We start from the raw sequence: 14,583 nt of genomic DNA, 5'->3' as shown, positions 1-14,583 counted from the left end.
CGCCAATAAAAGAAAAGCCCTTTGGTTCTCTGAACCGAAGGGCTTTTCCCATTTCTGGGTCAGTTTTCATACTTCAAACAAAGCGACCCAGTACATTGGCGCATTCCCCCCCCGACGGCGCATAGGCCGGAGTCGGACCCTGAGGGTCCGACTCCGGAAGTTGCTTTTGGGTTAAAAAGACGCCAACTTGACGGCATCATGGCCGGTTCCCTGCTGTTAGAATCACCCACCATCGTTTTCCTTTCCCCCATGCGCCTGTCCGGCAATCCGCATCCTTATCTGCTGCTGCGACTGCGCCTGACCCATCACGCGCTGCGCCAGTTTGTCGCCAGCCTCGCCAGCTCCGTGGAAATCCTGGTGCTGCTGGCAGGCCCGCTGCTGTTGGGCCTGCTGAGCGTGCTGGCCCTGCCGTGCCTGCATGCGGCCACGCTGCCCTGGCCAGCCGCGCTGGCCATCATCGGCGCCCAGGCGCTGGCCACCTGCCTGCCCGCCTGGCTGCTGCGCAAGCGCCTGCTGCCGGCACCGGTCGCGGCCTGGCTGCGCGCCCTGCCCCTGACGCCGGCTTTACGCTGGCAAGCCGATGCGGGCGTGGCCGCCATGCTGATGGCGCCGCTGGCGCTGGCCTATGCGGCGTCTGCCGGCGTCTGGCTGTACCAGTCGCCGGCCTGGCTGCGACCGGTCGCGGCGCAAGGCATGGCCGCCATCGGCGCCAGCTGGCTGCTGTCCTGGCTGCTGACGGCCTGCATCTTCAAGCTGCGCATGGCGGCGCCACGTCCGGTACGGCACGCCAGGCAAACGGCAGCTGTCCGCCTGGCATCCGTCGCACCGCGCTGGACTACCATGTTTGTGTGGCGCCGCCTGTTCTGGCTGCCATTCTGGCGCGCGGACAACGTGGTCGGCATCCAGCAAAGCCTGCTGCTGGCAGGCGCCGTCATCAGCATGCTGGCCTGGCTGCTGCGCGTGCCACTCGTGCCGGCGCCCTTGCTGGCGCTGCTGGCCAGCGCCAGCCTGGTGCTGATTACCGACCGCGGCGACAAGGCCGTGCGCGAGCAGCTGACGCTGTTGCGTCCGTCCCTGGCCGCCTGGCCGATCGCCTGCACGCCGTTGATCCGCCTGGCCTGCGCTTTCAGCCTGCTGCCGGGCTTTGCCGTACTGGTCGCAGCCGCCGCGCTGCTGCAGGCCACCACCCCGGCCGTCCTGCAGCAGCGCGTCGCGCTCGTGTATGCATGCACGGCCAGTTGCGCCCTGCTGGCCATCGTTGGCCTGCCCCGCCTGTCCGCACGGGCAAGGGTGGCGCTGGTGGTGTTTGCCATCCTGATCTTGACCGCCATCGGCAGCGAACTATGGAACTGAACATGCCCTCGCCCACCCTGCATATTGAACAGCTCGATTTTCACTTTGCCACCCACGCGGTCTTCACCGGCTACAGCCGGCAGTTCGGCCCCGGCATTACCTGGCTGCGCGGCGCCAATGGCGCCGGCAAGACCACGCTGCTGAAACTGGCGGGCGGCGCGCTGGCGCCACTGCACGGCACCGTGCGCCTGGACCAGACCGACAGCGCCGGCATGCCGCTGGCCTATCGGATGCAGACCTTTTATTGCGGCGGCGATACACCCGCCCTGCCCTGGCTGACGGTCACCGAATTTCTCGACCTGCACCTGGCGCTGTATCCGGGCAGCGAGCCGGCGCGCGTGCAAGCAGAGCTTGATGCGTTTGCCATGGCCGGCAGCATGCAACAGAGCATCACTGCGCTGTCGCTGGGCCAGCACAAGAAGCTGCAGCTGGTGCTGGCGCTGGCCTTGCCGGTGAAACTGCTGCTGATCGATGAACCGTTCAACGGACTCGATGCCGATGCGATGGCGTATCTGCGCGAGCGCCTGTCCGATGCGGGCCGCCTGGCGCGCCAGTGCATCGTGCTGACCAGCCACCTGGAGCCGCAACTGCCGCTGGCGGCAACCGTGCAATTGTGAAATACCGCTTTGCAGTTCAGGCACAACCGGCTTAGCATGCCGGCTGCGCCTGCCGGCGATCCCGGCGCGCTCCCACAACATATGGCTCTTATCCAGGGCCGGCATTCCGGAGATCTGCATGTTTCACATTCCTCGCGCTACCTTTGCCCTCGCCTGCACCCTCGCTTTCGCTACCGTCCACGCTGCAGGCCCGACCGGCGCCGCCGCCGACTACGGCACGCCCGCGCCTGCGGCAGCCGCCCAGCGCACCATCACGCTGCAAGCGGACACCCGCCATATCAATGTCACGCGCGGCGAAACCGTCACCATCGAGCGCGCCGGCCAGCGCTTCAGCTGGCATGTCGACACCTGGGGCAACCGCACCATGTTCCTCCTGGCCGAGATCGCGCCGACAACCATGGCGGTCGATGGCATCAAGGTGTATGTGGCCAGCAACCCCTTGTATTCGGGCAGCTGACCACTTTGCGCTCGCGCATGAAAAAACCGGAACGGCCTCGCGGCGGTTCCGGTTTTTTTGCAGTGAGACAGCTTACGCCGTCATGGCTTCCTTCGAGGCCGACTCTTCCACCACTTCTTCATCGCCCGAACGGATCAGGTGATCAAAGGCGGACAAGGCAGCCTTGGCGCCTTCGCCGGTGGCGATGATGATCTGCTTGTACGGCACCGTGGTGACGTCGCCGGCGGCAAACACGCCGGGGATCGAGGTCTGGCCGCGGGCATCGACTTCGATCTCGCCGTGGCGCGACAAGGCCAGGGTACCCTTCAGCCATTCGGTGTTCGGCACCAGGCCAATCTGCACGAACACGCCTTCCAGCTCGACCCTGTTCGACGCGCCGCTGACGCGGTCGGTGTAGCTCAGGCCATTGACGATCTTGCCGTCGCCGTGGATCTCGGTGGTTTGCGCCGAGGTGATCACGGTGACATTGGCCAGGCTGCGCAGCTTGCGTTGCAGTACCGCATCGGCGCGCAGTTCTGCGCCGAATTCGATCAGGGTCACGTGTTTTACCAGGCCGGCCAGGTCGATCGCCGCTTCCACCCCCGAGTTGCCGCCGCCGATCACCGCCACGCGCTTGCCCTTGAACAGCGGGCCGTCGCAGTGCGGGCAGTAGGCGACACCCTTGTTGCGGTATTCCTTCTCGCCCGGCACGTTGATTTCGCGCCAGCGGGCGCCGGTCGCCAGGATCACGGTTTTCGCTTTCAGCACGGCGCCACCGGCCGTTTCAATCTCGATCAGCTTGCCTGGCGTCAGCTTGGCGGCGCGCTGGGTATTCATGATGTCGACTTCATAGGTCTTGACGTGCTGCTCCAGCGCCACGGCAAACTTCGGACCGTCGGTTTCCTTGATCGAAATAAAGTTTTCGATCGCCATGGTGTCGAGCACCTGGCCGCCGAAACGCTCGGCCAGCACGCCGGTCTTGATGCCTTTGCGGGCCGCGTAGATGGCCGAGGCCGCACCGGCAGGGCCGCCGCCGACGATCAGCACGTCGAACACGTCTTTCTTGCTCAGTGCTTCGGCCTGGCGGGCGCCGGCATTGGTGTCGAGCTTGGCGAGGATTTCCTCGACATTGGTGCGGCCCTGGCCGAAATGCTGGCCGTTCAGGAACATCATCGGCACGGCCATGATCTGGCGCTCTTCGACTTCTTTCGGGAACACGCCGCCATCGATGGTGGTGACCTTGATGCGCGGATTAATCACCGACATGGCGTTCAGCGCCTGCACCACTTCCGGGCAGTTATGGCAGGACAGCGAAATAAAGGTTTCAAATTCAAAATCGCCGTCGAGGTTGCGGATCTGTTCGATCACGGCCTCGTCGAACTTGATGGTGTGGCCGCCCACTTGCAGCAGCGCCAGCACCAGCGAGGTAAATTCATGACCCATCGGCACACCGGCGAAACGCACGCCGATATCGGTGCCGGCACGGTTGATGCTGAACGACGGGGCGCGCACGCCAGCGTCAGTGCGCTCGACCAGCGTGATCTTGTCGCTCAACAGGACTATTTCCTGGAGCAATTCTTTCATCTCGCGGGCTTTTGCGCTGTCATCGAGAGAAGCGACCAGCTCAAGCGGATACACCACTTTTTCCAGGTAGGATTTCAGTTGGGTTTTGAGGGTTGCGTCTAACATGATGTTTTCTTCCTTTACAAATATTTAGGCGGATGCCGGGCCGGACGCCCGGTCCGGCATCGCGGTAACTACTTGTGTGCTACGAGATGTTTCAAGGCATCAAGTCTTAGATCTTGCCGACCAGGTCCAGCGATGGGGTCAGCGTGGCGGCGCCTTCGGTCCATTTGGCTGGGCAAACTTCGCCTGGGTGAGCAGCAACGTATTGGGCAGCCTTGACTTTGCGCAGCAGTTCCGATGCGTCACGGCCGATGCCGTTGTCATGCACTTCCAGCACTTTGATGAAACCTTCAGGATTGATGACGAAGGTACCGCGCAGTGCCATGCCTTCTTCTTCGATCATGACTTCGAAGTTGCGCGACAGGGCGCCGGTCGGGTCGCCGATCAGTGCGTATTGCACTTTCTTGATCGCGTCCGAGGTGTCGTGCCATGCTTTGTGTGCGAAATGCGAGTCGGTCGAGATACCGTACACGTCGGCGCCCAGTTGCTGGAATGCGGCGTAGTTATCGGCCAGGTCTTCCAGTTCGGTTGGGCAAACGAAGGTGAAGTCGGCTGGGTAGAACACGAATACCGACCACTTGCCTTTCAGGGACTCTTCCGTCAAGTCGACGAATTTGCCGTTGTGGTATGCAGTTGCCTTGAATGGTTTAACTTGGGTATTGATAAGCGACATGGTCATTTCCTCTCGGGGTTGTGAATCAGTAAGACCCTAGTGTAAAGGGTTTTATGTGATATTCAAAATTGATTGTCACAATAGATTCAATTGTTTTTGACTATCATGACAAAATGGGAACGCCGTCAGGCAGTTCCCATTTTGTTGTACAACACGTAGTTTGCGGATCAGTCGCGCAGTTCCTGCGGTACTTTACCGCCGTTGGCGGCCAGCTTGGTCATCACCTGGCGGTGCAGCCAGATATTCATGCTGGCCGAATCGTTGGTATCGCCCGTGAAATGCAGTTCCTGCGCCAGTTCCTTGCGCGAGGCCAGGCTGCTGTCGAGTTGCAGCAGTTTCAGCAGATCGACGATGGAGGTGCGCCAGTTGAGCTTTTCCGGGTTTTTCTCGGCCAGGCTGGTCAGCACGGCTTCCACGTCGACGGTTTGCACTGGCGCGGCCGGTGCTGCTGCAGGAGCCGGGGCGGCGGCGGGCGCTGGTGCGGCCGGTGCCGGCGCAGCTGGCGCTGGCGCTGCAGGGGCGGCCGGTTTGGCGGCGTCGCCGTGATGGAAAATCTTGTTGTAGATATTGCTGAAAATGCCCATGTATGCACCTCGTAGGTTAGTGAATGGAAGAAGTTTTGCCTGCGCGCCAGTGGCTTGAGCGGTCACGATTTATCTGTAAATGCCGGGCCGGGCGCAGGCACCAGCACGACGAGTATAAGCCGGGAGTGGCGCCACCCTGCGTCCCGCTGACATGCCTCAACTGGCGGTGCGCAGCACCTGTTTCAAGTGGCCAAGGAATATTGCGCGAGCCACCGCAGATTGAAATCGTCGATGGCCAGTGGTGTTGAAAACAGGAAACCTTGCGCCTCGTCGCAACCCATTCCCAACAGCAACGTGCGCTGGGCCGGCGTCTCCACGCCTTCAGCAATCACGCGCATGCCCAGCTTGTGGGCCACGGTCACAATGGCTTCGGACAGGGCCAGCTCGCTGGCGCCGGGCGCCAGCCGGTGCACAAACGCGCCGTCAATCTTCAGGTAGTCGATGCCGCACTGCTGCAGCTGCGTCAGCGAGGCCAGTCCGCTGCCGAAATCGTCGAGCGCAATCTGCACGCCGGCCTGGCGCAGTTCGGCCAGGCGCCGCACCACACCGCTGCCGGCAGCCTGCAGCACCTCTTCGGTCAGGTCGAGCACGATGGCGCTGGCGGGCAGGTCCAGTGCCTGCAGGTGGCGCAGCCAGGCGCCCGGCGCTTCGCCTTCGCGCAGGAATTGCAGCGGCGACTGGTTGATGCAGATCTGCAAGCCGGGCCAGCCGATGGCGTGGCCCTGCGCGCGCCAGCGCTGCAGCTGTTCCGCGGCAGTATGAAACACCCAGTCGCCGATTTCCGCGATCAGGCCGCTGCTTTCCGCCAGTGCAATGAAGTCAAGCGGCGCCAGCAAGCCGCGCTGCGGATGATTCCAGCGCAGCAGTGCTTCCGCCTTGAGCAGGTGGCCGCTGCGCACGTCCACCACCGGCTGGTAGTGCAATTGCATCTGGCGCTCGCGCAGCGCGGTGCGCAAGTCGGCCGACAGGCGCATGCGGTTGACGGCCGCCACCTGCAGCGCCGGCGTAAAGTAGCTGTAGCGGTTGCGCCCGGCACCCTTCGACACATACATGGCCTGGTCGGCATGCTTGAGCAGGTCTTCGATATTGTCGGCATCGTCCGGGGACAGCGTGATGCCGATCGAGGCCGACACAAACGCCTGCTCCTGGCCCAGCACAAATGGCGCCTGCAGGCTGCCCAGGATGTGGCGCGCAATACGGTCGATCTGCTGCAAATCGTCGAGGTCGGGCAGGATCACGGTAAATTCATCGCCACCGAGGCGCGCCACGGTATCAGTTTCGCGCACGCCCAGGCGGATGCGGCGGGCCGCCTCGATCAGCAGGATGTCGCCCTGGTGGTGGCCCAGGGTGTCGTTGACTTCCTTGAAATGGTCGAGGTCGATGAACAGCACGGCGATGCGCGCGCCTTCGCGGCGTCCCTGGGCCAGCGCATGGCGCAGCCGCTCGTGGAACATGCGCCGGTTCGGCAGCTGGGTCAGCGCATCGAAATTGGCTTGCTGCCAGATCAGCGCCTCGCTCTCGCGCTTGTCCGTCACGTCTTCCAGCATGCACAGATGGTGCGGGCCGCCCTCGCCCGCCGTTTCGATGGCCGTCACGGCAGCGTCGACCCAGACGATGGCTCCATCAGGACGCACGATGCGCTTGGCATGGCGAAAGCCCTGCAGCTGGTGCGCGAGCAACTGTGCCAGTTCCTCCTGCTCGAACGCCACATCGTCGGCATGCGTGATATCGCGCCAGGTGCAATGCCGCAGTTGCTCAAGGCTGCGCCCGGTGATGGCCAGGTAGCGTGGGTTAATGTCGCGAAATTGTCCGCTGACGGTATCGATCAGCGCGATGCCCATCGGCGACTCTTCGAACATGGTGCGAAAGCGCACTTCGCCCTGGCGGATGGTGCGCTCGCTGCGCCGCCGTTCGCGCGCCAGGCTGGTGAAATGCACGACTGCGGCCACCGCGAACAGGCTGCCGGCCACGCCCAGCGACAGGTACAGCCAGCCCAAATCGGCGTCAACTTGCGGCTGGTACAGAAAACCCTGGTAAGCGCGGCTGGCGGTGGCGCCCGCCGGCAGCATGCCCATCGCCGCATAGGTATCGGCAATATGCTGCCAACGCAATGGATTCATGTAGCCGGGCTCGACCAGCACCGGCTGCAGCAGCAATTCCATCTGCTGCGCTTCGTACAGCAGATGCGCGATATCGTGGCGCTGGCTGTACCTGGCGTGGATCAGCCTGGCCATCTCTTCACGGTGGCGCATCGCATATTGCCAGCCGCGCAGGCTGGCCGCGCGAAACGCCTTGACCCGCTCAGGGCGGCGGCGCAGCTCGTGCTCGCTGGTAAACAGGTTGTCGCCATAGAAATCGATGCCCACCGTACGCGGCGTAAACTGGTAATACGGCATGCCGGCACGGTCCAGGTAGTCGGGCTCGTTGGTCGAATAGGCGGAAATGGCGCTGATCCTGCCCGCGATCAGGTCACCCGCCCGGTCGCTGGACGGCACATGCAGCATGGCATTGCGGGCGATGCCCATCTTGCTCAGCAACAGCGAGGCTTCATCGCCGGGCGCGCCGACCATCACATTGGCGCCTTCCAGCCGGCGCACATCGGGCGCGCCGCCCTGCTGGCGCATCAGCAAGACCACCGGCGAATGCTGGAAGATCACGGCCAGCACCACCACCGGCTTGCCGGCCAGCCGGCCCAGCAACAGGCTGCTGCCGCCGACGCCATAGTCAGCCTGGCCGGACAGCACGGCCTCGTCGACGCGCCGGCCGTCCACGCCTTCGGCCAGTTGCACGTCGAGGCCCGCCTCGCGGTAATAGCCCTGCTCGATGGCGGCGTAATAGCCGGCAAACTGGAACTGATGGATATGCTTGAGTTGTAACACGACCCGCTCCAGCGCCAGGGCCGGAGGGTGGATGCAGAACAGGATGAACAACAGGGCAAGCCAGCCGAAATCCTGCCTGCCAGCGGGTGGCAGTGACTGGCAGGAGGCGGCGCGGGCTTCCATCGGCATGGCTGGGAACCATAGATAAACTGCCGAGTTGGCAGGGTACTGCTATTGTAGCCGCACCGCATCGCCAGTGAAATATTATTTCATCAGATGCAATAACATTGCTGTTTGCACACTAGAATACAACACCCGCCACCAGGATTACATTTGCGTACGGGGTGCATTCGCCCGTGCGCACGATGGCGCGCGCACGGCGGCTCAGCAGCTTGAACTCCTCGTGCGACAGCTGGCGCGCGTCGGGCAAGCCCAGCTCCGCCACCTGTCCGGCGATGGCCGGATTATGGTGCGGCAATTCGCTGGCCAGGAAGTGGTGCTCGACCTGCATTTCGCTGAGCACGGTTTTCACGGTATCGACAAAGCCCGGAATGCCATGCGTCAGCGCCAGGTCGATCAGCGGCACGCCGGGCTGCGACGGCAGGCCGGCGTCGCCGATAACGACCATGTCGCCATGGCCCAGCGAGGCGACCAGTTGCGACAGTGCAATATTGAGCAGCGGTGATTTTTTCATGGGCTTAGAACAATTCGTGCAGGTAAGGGATTGAAGTTTGCGCACCGGGCTTGGTGACGCTCCAGGCAGCCGCGCGCTGACCCTGCGCGATTGCTTCGGCTTCATCGAGACCGGAAGCCAGGCCGGCCACGAAGCCGCCGATAAAGGTGTCGCCGGCGGCGGTGGTGTCAACCGCCTGCACCGCCTGCGCCGGAAAGTCGTAGTCGCCGCCATACAGCCCCGCATGCACGCCCTTGGCGCCAAGCGTGATGATGATATTGTCGCTGCCCTGCTTCTGCAGTGCGGCGGCCAGTGCTTTCACGTCGCTGGCGTCGACCTCGCCGCCGGCCAGCATGGCCGCTTCGATTTCGTTCGGAATCAGGTAGTCGACCAAGGCCAGCACATCGGCAGGCACGCTGGCGGCCGGCGCCGGGTTCAGCACCACGGTCTTGCCCAGCGAGCGCGCCAGCCTGATCGCATGCATCACGGTAGCCATCGGCACTTCGAGCTGCAGCACGACGATGTCGGACTGTTCGATCAGTTCCTTGGCGGCATCGATATGCGCCGGGCTCAAACAATCGTTGGCGCCGCCGGCCAGCACGATGCTGTTCTGGCCGTTGTCGTCGACCAGGATCGAAGCGATGCCGGATGCCACGCCCGGCACGGTGGTGACATGGCTGTCGATAATGCCGTCAGATACCAGCGCGGCGCGCAGGGTGGCGCCGAATTCGTCGTCGCCGACGCAGGCCACCATGGCCACCTGCTGGCCGCCGGCCTCGACCTTGCCGCTCATGCGCGCGCAGGCCACGGCCTGGTTGGCACCCTTGCCGCCAGGAATAGTACGGAAGGCGCCGCCCGTCAGGGTTTCGCCGGGGAGCGGCATGCGCGGCACGCGCAAGACCAGGTCCATGTTAATGCTGCCGATAACCACGATCATGGTGTCATTCCCATCAGTTCAGTAGAAGGTAAAAAAGCGCCGGCAGCGGCCGCGTCGGACGAGCCGCGCACATGCAGCGCGGGTGCGACGCTGCGCTGCTGGCGCGGCAAGTCGGGGTTGGCGATGCGCGCCAGCAGGCAGGCGGCCGTGATATGACCGAGCTCGCGCGTATTTTGCGCCACGCTGGTCAATTGCGGATGCACGAAGCTGGCGAGATCAATATCGTCAAAGCCCACCACGGCCAGCTGGCCCGGCACGGCAATGCCGCGCTCGGCAGCGGCGCGCAGGGCGCCGAACGCCATCAGGTCATTGCAGCAGAACAGCGCGTCGGGCTGCTGGCCAGCCGGCAGCGCCAGCAGTGCCTGCGCGGCCGCGTAGCCGCCGGCACTGGTAAAGTCGGCATGGCGCAGCAAGGCCCCGTCAAACGCCACGCCACTGTCGTGCATGGCGCCACGCACGCCGTCGATGCGCTCGTTCGAGATACTCACTTCCTGCGGGCCGGCAATGCAGCCGATGCGGCGGCGTCCCTGTGCCAGCAGATGCTGCGCAGCGAGCAGGCCGCCGGCGCGGTTGTCGACCGCCACCGCATCGAGCGACAGGTCGCAGGGCGCGCGGTCAAGCAGCACGGCCGGCACTTTCATCTTGTGCAGCAATTCGCCATCGCGGTCGGCCAGGGCCGAGAGGATCAGGCCGTCGCAGCGCTTGGTCAGCAGCACGTTCAGGTACTCGCGCTGCTTGACCGGGTCGTCATCGGAATTGCACAGGATCACGCTGTAGCCGGCCGCGTAGCAGCTGTCCTCGATGCCGCGCGCCACCTCCGAAAAATACGGATTGGTATTGTTCGGAATGATCAGGCCGATGGTGCCGGTGCTGCGGCATTTCAGCGAACGCGCCAGCGCACTGGGCACGTAATGCAGCTGCTCGACCGCCGCCAGCACGGCCGCGCGCGCCTCGTCGCTGACGGGACGCGTATTGTTGAGCACATGGGAGACGGTGGTAAACGACACCCCCGCCACCTGCGCTACCTGTTTGATGGTCGCCATGACCGGGGATTACGCGCGTTCGCCGCGGCGGCGATACGTGTCGAGCACCACGGCGGCCACGATCACCAGGCCCGTGACGATGCGTTTCACGGGTTCCGACACGCCCACCTGCGCCAGGCCCGCTTCCAGCACAGAAATAATCAATACGCCGATAAAGGTGCTGATGACGGAACCGCGGCCACCCATCAGGCTGGTGCCGCCGATGACCACGGCCGCAATCACCTGCAGCTCCATGCCCACGCCGCCGTTCGGATCGGCCGCTTCCAGGCGCGAGACCTGGAACAGCGCGCCGACGCCAGCGAGCAGGCCCATCAGCGCAAACACCAGCACTTTCGACGGTTTCGGATTGATGCCCGACAGGCGCACCGCTTCTTCGTTGGTGCCGATGCCGATCCAGTGACGGCCCAGCACGGTACGCGTCAGCACCAGGTGTCCGATCACGACAATGGCGATCGAGGCAATGAATGCCGGCGACAAACCGAAGGCGATCGGCGAGCTGATGCCTTCGACGGCGCCGCCGATATATTCGGTGCGCGAGTTGGTCACCTGATACGCCAGGCCGCGCGCCATTTCCAGCACACCCAAGGAAACGATAAACGACGGAATGCGCCAGCCGACCGAAATCAAGCCGGTGATCGCGCCGCAAGTGGCGGCCACCACCATGCCCAGCAGGGCCGCGCTCCACACGGGCCAGCCCCAGTGCACCACCGCCAGCGACAGCACGGAGGCGGCCAGCGCCATGACGGAGCCGACCGACAGGTCGATGCCGCCGATAATCAGGATAAAGGTCATGCCGACCGCCATTACCACCAGGGTCGGGATATTGTTCGACAGGGTGCTGAGGGTGGCGAGCGTGAAGAAATTTTCGCTGGCAAACGAGAACAGCACGCACATGGCCACCAGCGCGCCGACCAGGCCGGCATAGTTTTTCAGGTCGGCCAGGCTGCGCTGCAGATACGAAGGAGAAGTAGAGGTCGTCATGGATAGCTTTCCGGCGGCATCAAGCCGCAGCGGGGGTGGAAGGAGTGTTCATGTAGCCGGAGAAGGCGGCCGACAGCAGTGCGTCCTGGCTCCAGGCGCCGCGCTCGAAGGTGTCGACGATCTTGCCGGCGCTCATGACGGCGATGCGGTCGCAGATCAGCATCAGTTCGCGCAGGTCGCTCGACACGATGACCAGGCCCTTGCCCTGGCGTGCCTGTTCGGCCAGCACCTGGTAGATGTCGAACTTGGCGCCGATATCGATGCCGCGCGTGGGCTCGTCGAACAGCATCACGGGGCAGTCGCGGTACAGCCAGCGCGCGATCACCACTTTTTGCTGGTTGCCGCCGGACAGTTCGCCGACGGCCTGCTCGCAGTTGCGCGAACGCACGCCCAGTTGGCCGATATAGTCGTTGGCCACCGCCGCTTCGGCGCCGTGGTCCATCCAGCCGCCACGGTTCACGGTATCCAATGACGCCAGCGTGGTGTTGATGGCGATCGACTGGCGCAGCAGCAGGCCCTGGCCCTTGCGGTCTTCGGTGATCATGGCGATGCCGGCTTTTACGGCCGCTTGCGGCGAGCCGAGCGCGGCGGGTGTTTCGCTGTCGCCGAGGAATACCTGGCCCGCGTCGGCGCGGTCGGCGCCAAAGATCAGGCGCAGCAGTTCCGTGCGGCCCGAGCCGATCAGGCCGGCAATGCCGAGAATCTCGCCGGCGCGCAGGTCGAACGAAGTCGGGTGCACCACCTCGCCACGGGCCAGGCCGCGCACGCGCAGCAGCGGGGCCCCTAACGTGCGGCCGCTGAGGTCGATTTCGTCGTCGGCCGAGCGGCCCACCATCAGGCTGACCAGGTCGGCGGCCGTATGGCCGGCAATATCGTCGTCGCACACCAGCTGGCCGTCGCGCAGCACGGCGATGCGGTCGGCCACGCGCTTGAGTTCTTCCAGGCGGTGCGAAATATAGATGATGGCCACGCCTTCGGCCTTCAGGCGTTCGATCTGCAAAAACAGCAGTTCGACTTCGCGGTGCGTCAGCATGGCGGTCGGCTCGTCGAGCACCAGCAGGCGGCAGGTGCCGATCAGGTTGCGCGCGATTTCAATCATCTGCTGGTGGCCGATGCCGAGCTCGCCCACCAGGGTCCACGGATCAAGACCGCCAAGACCCACTTTTTCCATCTGTTCGCGCGCGTCGCGCTCCAGGCGGCCACGGTCGATCCAGCCGAAGCGCTGCGGCAGGTTTTTCAGATACAGGTTTTCGGCGATCGACAGCGTGGGAATCAAATTGAGTTCCTGCATCACCATGCGGATGCCGAGCGCCTCGGCGGCGCCGCGCGAAGCGGGCTGGTACGGTTTGCCATCGAGCAGCATGGTGCCGGTGGTGGCTTGTTCCAGGCCGCAGACGATCTTCGACAGCGTGCTCTTGCCCGCGCCGTTTTCGCCCGTCAGCGCCAGCACCTGGCCGGGAATGAAGCGCAGTCCCACGCCGCCCAGCACGGGGCCGACATAGGACTTGCCGATATTGTCGAGCGTGAGCAAAGGAATGGCGGCAGAAGGCGCCGCAGAGGTGTCGGTAGGCATGGAGGCTCCGCGTAAAAGGACAAACGGGGCCGCCACTGTCATGCGACAGCTGCGGCCCCGGCGGGGTCAATCGATCAGGACTTGGCGCCCTTGGCGACCAGTTCCACTTTGGTTTCGATGGTGCCGCCCAGCTCTGCCTGCTTTTTCTTCTCGGCGATGGCTTTGAGCACGGCTTCGATACCGAACACGGCTTGCTGCGAACCGAACTGGTCGGCAGTTGCCAGCACGCGGCCGTCGGCCAGCATCGGCTTGATGGCGTTGATGTTGTCGTAGCCGACAACTTTCACCTTGCCGGTCTTGCCGGCGGCCTTGATGGCCGACACGGCACCAATCGCCATGTTGTCATTGCCGGCCAAAATAGCCGTGATGTTCGGGTTGGCGTTCAGCATGGCGGCAGCGACCGTGTTGGCCGGCGCGATTTCCCATTGGCCCGACTGCACGCTGACCACTTTGGCGCCGGCGGTGGCCATCGCGTCCTGGAAGCCCAGGGTACGCTGCTGCGCGTTGTAGGTGGTCGACACGCCTTCGATAATGGCGACCTGGTCACCCTTCTTGATCTGCTTGGCCAGGTAATCGCCCACCAGCTTGGCGCCCTTGCGGTTGTCCGGGCCGACGAACGGGATCGAAATGCCTTTTTCTTTCAGGGCGGCAGCGTCGAGCTTGTTGTCGATATTGACCACGATAATGCCGGCGTCGACGGCTTTTTTCAGTACCGGTACCAGCGCTTTCGAGTCGGCCGGGGCGATCACCAGCGCGTTCACGCGCGAGACGATCATCTGCTCGACCAGCTTGATCTGGCTCGAGGTATCGGTTTCATCCTTGATGCCGTTCGACAGCAGGTCGTACTTGGCGGCATTGGCTTTCTGGTGCGCCTTGGCGCCGTTTTCCATAGTCAGGAAAAATTCGTTGGCGAGCGACTTCATCACCAGTGCGACCTTCGGCTTGGCCGCCGTCTGCGCCATCGCTGGCAGGGCAGGCAGGGCGCACACGAGAACGGCGGCGGCGATCATTTTGAGGCGAATACGGGATGTCATGGCAGTCTCCAGGATATGGTTGGGCAAGCACGTCTGAGCAATGCTTTTTTGTAAAACGCTTTGCGCAAACGTTTGCGCGAAGCGAAGTGTGCCTCAATGCCCCATCGGAGTGCAAGCGATTCTGTGTGTGCGGTGCAGCAAATTACTACTTCGCCATGAAAAAACCCGGCGCGA

The 14,583-nt window shown here is 63.7% G+C and carries 13 protein-coding genes; 3 read left to right on the top strand and 10 right to left on the bottom strand.

Translation table 11 applies throughout. The annotated features are described in order from the left end of the window. Nucleotides 1-198: 198 nt before the first annotated feature. The 3 genes from RTQ46_RS11095 to RTQ46_RS11085 all read left to right on the top strand — a co-directional run bounded on the left by RTQ46_RS11095 (nt 199) and on the right by RTQ46_RS11085 (nt 2,427). A complete protein-coding gene (locus tag RTQ46_RS11095) occupies nt 199-1,353 on the top strand; it encodes a hypothetical protein (RefSeq protein ID WP_312436548.1) in 1,155 nt (384 codons plus the stop codon). Between the two features lie 2 nt (nt 1,354-1,355). Further along, nucleotides 1,356-1,970 carry an ATP-binding cassette domain-containing protein gene (locus tag RTQ46_RS11090; protein WP_312436547.1) on the top strand — a complete coding sequence of 205 codons (615 nt, stop codon included), beginning with the start codon at nt 1,356-1,358 and terminating at the stop codon, nt 1,968-1,970. 118 nt (nt 1,971-2,088) lie between these two features. Continuing rightward, on the top strand, nt 2,089-2,427 hold the full coding sequence (locus tag RTQ46_RS11085; protein ID WP_312436546.1) for a CzcE family metal-binding protein: 339 nt from the start codon (nt 2,089-2,091) through the stop codon (nt 2,425-2,427). A 72-nt stretch (nt 2,428-2,499) separates the two neighbouring features. Here RTQ46_RS11085 and ahpF read toward each other — a convergent pair whose 3' ends face one another. The 10 genes from ahpF to RTQ46_RS11035 all read right to left on the bottom strand — a co-directional run bounded on the left by ahpF (nt 2,500) and on the right by RTQ46_RS11035 (nt 14,409). Then, entirely contained in the window at nt 2,500-4,095 is a 1,596-nt protein-coding gene (ahpF, locus tag RTQ46_RS11080) for an alkyl hydroperoxide reductase subunit F (protein ID WP_312436545.1), read from the bottom strand. 106 nt (nt 4,096-4,201) lie between these two features. Continuing rightward, on the bottom strand, nt 4,202-4,765 hold the full coding sequence (ahpC, locus tag RTQ46_RS11075; RefSeq protein WP_312436544.1) for an alkyl hydroperoxide reductase subunit C: 564 nt from the start codon (nt 4,763-4,765) through the stop codon (nt 4,202-4,204). 167 nt (nt 4,766-4,932) lie between these two features. Next, nucleotides 4,933-5,349: a DUF3597 domain-containing protein gene (locus RTQ46_RS11070; protein WP_312436543.1), complete on the bottom strand. Its 417-nt coding sequence runs from the start codon at nt 5,347-5,349 to the stop codon at nt 4,933-4,935. 182 nt (nt 5,350-5,531) lie between these two features. Then, entirely contained in the window at nt 5,532-8,357 is a 2,826-nt protein-coding gene (locus tag RTQ46_RS11065) for an EAL domain-containing protein (protein ID WP_312436542.1), read from the bottom strand. A 112-nt stretch (nt 8,358-8,469) separates the two neighbouring features. Further along, complete coding sequence (rbsD, locus tag RTQ46_RS11060; RefSeq protein WP_312436540.1) at nt 8,470-8,862, bottom strand: D-ribose pyranase; 393 nt, start codon at nt 8,860-8,862, stop codon at nt 8,470-8,472. A gap of 4 nt (nt 8,863-8,866) precedes the next feature. After that, nucleotides 8,867-9,778, bottom strand: coding sequence for a ribokinase (gene rbsK / locus RTQ46_RS11055; RefSeq protein ID WP_312436539.1), 912 nt, complete (start codon nt 9,776-9,778; stop codon nt 8,867-8,869). Next, nucleotides 9,775-10,821 carry a LacI family DNA-binding transcriptional regulator gene (locus RTQ46_RS11050; protein WP_312436538.1) on the bottom strand — a complete coding sequence of 349 codons (1,047 nt, stop codon included), beginning with the start codon at nt 10,819-10,821 and terminating at the stop codon, nt 9,775-9,777. The genes rbsK and RTQ46_RS11050 overlap by 4 nt, the downstream gene beginning before the upstream one ends. A 9-nt stretch (nt 10,822-10,830) precedes the next feature. Next, nucleotides 10,831-11,802, bottom strand: coding sequence for an ABC transporter permease (locus RTQ46_RS11045; RefSeq protein ID WP_312436537.1), 972 nt, complete (start codon nt 11,800-11,802; stop codon nt 10,831-10,833). A gap of 19 nt (nt 11,803-11,821) precedes the next feature. Further along, nucleotides 11,822-13,375: a sugar ABC transporter ATP-binding protein gene (locus RTQ46_RS11040; protein WP_312436536.1), complete on the bottom strand. Its 1,554-nt coding sequence runs from the start codon at nt 13,373-13,375 to the stop codon at nt 11,822-11,824. 74 nt (nt 13,376-13,449) lie between these two features. Next, nucleotides 13,450-14,409 (bottom strand): sugar ABC transporter substrate-binding protein, encoded by a 960-nt coding sequence (locus RTQ46_RS11035; protein ID WP_409518315.1) that lies wholly within the window; start codon nt 14,407-14,409, stop codon nt 13,450-13,452. Nucleotides 14,410-14,583 lie beyond the last annotated feature (174 nt).

Origin of the sequence: Janthinobacterium sp. (genome assembly GCF_031995485.1) — a bacterium.
GTDB lineage: Bacteria > Pseudomonadota > Gammaproteobacteria > Burkholderiales > Burkholderiaceae_D > Janthinobacterium.
The sequence above is the reverse complement of the archived record's forward strand: the minus strand, read 5'-3'. Positions and strand labels throughout refer to the sequence as shown.